The organism is Lunatimonas salinarum (genome assembly GCF_017811155.1).
GTDB lineage: Bacteria > Bacteroidota > Bacteroidia > Cytophagales > Cyclobacteriaceae > Lunatimonas > Lunatimonas salinarum.
In genome coordinates this window covers 1-1,370 of the sequence record NZ_JACVCV010000077.1, presented here as the reverse complement: position 1 = coordinate 1,370, position 1,370 = coordinate 1, and the positions used below count along the sequence as shown (strand labels likewise).

At 45.4% G+C, this 1,370-nt stretch carries 1 protein-coding gene; it reads right to left on the bottom strand.

What is annotated here, in order from left to right; all coding sequences use genetic code 11:
* On the bottom strand, nt 1-1,370 hold a 1,370-nt coding region (locus tag IAQ59_RS21955), incomplete at both ends, for an Eco57I restriction-modification methylase domain-containing protein (protein WP_209333002.1).

The window sequence follows — 1,370 nt, the reverse complement described above, 5'->3', positions numbered from 1 at the left end:
AGGCTTTTTCCATAGCCCGCCCGCATCCATTTATTTGGAATAATAAAGATAAACTCGCCGGCATCCTTAACCACATTCATACCTAACTCCACAAAATAAACATACATGTCAGCGGTCCCAGCAAAAGTTTTGTATCCGGACTGTAGGTAGGGCTTCAGCTCCGAAAAGGCTTCCTGCCGGATGTAGGGCGGATTGCCTATCACCACATCAAAGCCCACAAAATTGCCCGACTCATTCAGCACCTCGGGAAACTCAAACCTCCATTCGAAGGCATTTTCATAGATCTTGTTGTTTTTGATTTCTTCGATCTCCGAATTCAGTTTACTGAGCTCAATTTCAATCTTTTCTATCTTCTTCGTTCTATCTTTTTTCTCTTTGGCCGTTTCGGCAAAAAGTCCGGTTTGCATGGTCAGGTTATACAGTTCCCCGCCCAGCTTGGCCTTGCGTTTGATCTTGGGATCATTTTTCGCAATTTCCGAGCGGAAATCTGACTTGATCTCAGCGATCAATCGCTTCATTTCCCGCTTTTCCTCCTTATTCTGAGCATTGCGGTAGGTGGTCACCGCAAGGCGATAGCCGTCTATGGAGTACTTACTTTTCTTCAGTGCTTCACTTAGGTCCGCGTCGATGGCAAAGCGGCTTACCAGTGAGTTGCCACATTTGATGTTGATATCGATGTTGGGAAGGGTTTCCAGTTCCCGCCGACCTGTGGGGTTTCCAGCACCTGAAAGATCCTTGTATTCATCTCTCACATCCTTGCTTTCGGAATAGCAAACGGGAGAACTGTTGCCTTTTGCCGTCTCCACTTCTTTGTAATAGGCACTTTTTAGCAGCTCTATCCACAGTCGCAGCCGGCATATCTTAACCGAATTGGGATTGATGTCCACTCCAAAAAGACAGTTTTCGATTAAGACCTGCTTCTCATGGAAGAGCGTTTCCTGGATCCGTTGGCTATCTTTGTTCCGATAGTTGTATTCAAATAAATTGCCCTCCAGGTCAACAATCACCAATTCATCGTTGACCACTTCTACGGTATGACTGCTGATGGGATCAAAGTTGGCATCTACCAAGATCTTTAACTCGCTCTTGATGGCAATCAATTCATTCAAGGCGGAAACCAAAAAGTGCCCTGACCCAACGGCCGGATCCACGATTTTCAGGCTGTTGATGATTTCATTGGCTATCTTTCTAACATCTTTTCTGTTACCTGATCGGATCTCTTCCTGTAGGTCTTCCTTTAGTTCTTCAAATGTCCGGCAATTCCACCCCTTGGCTTGATTGAATTTTTGGATGACGACGTTCCGTATCGTCTTCTTACACATGTACATGGTAATGAAGCCGGGTGTAAAAACGGATCCATCTTTGTACCC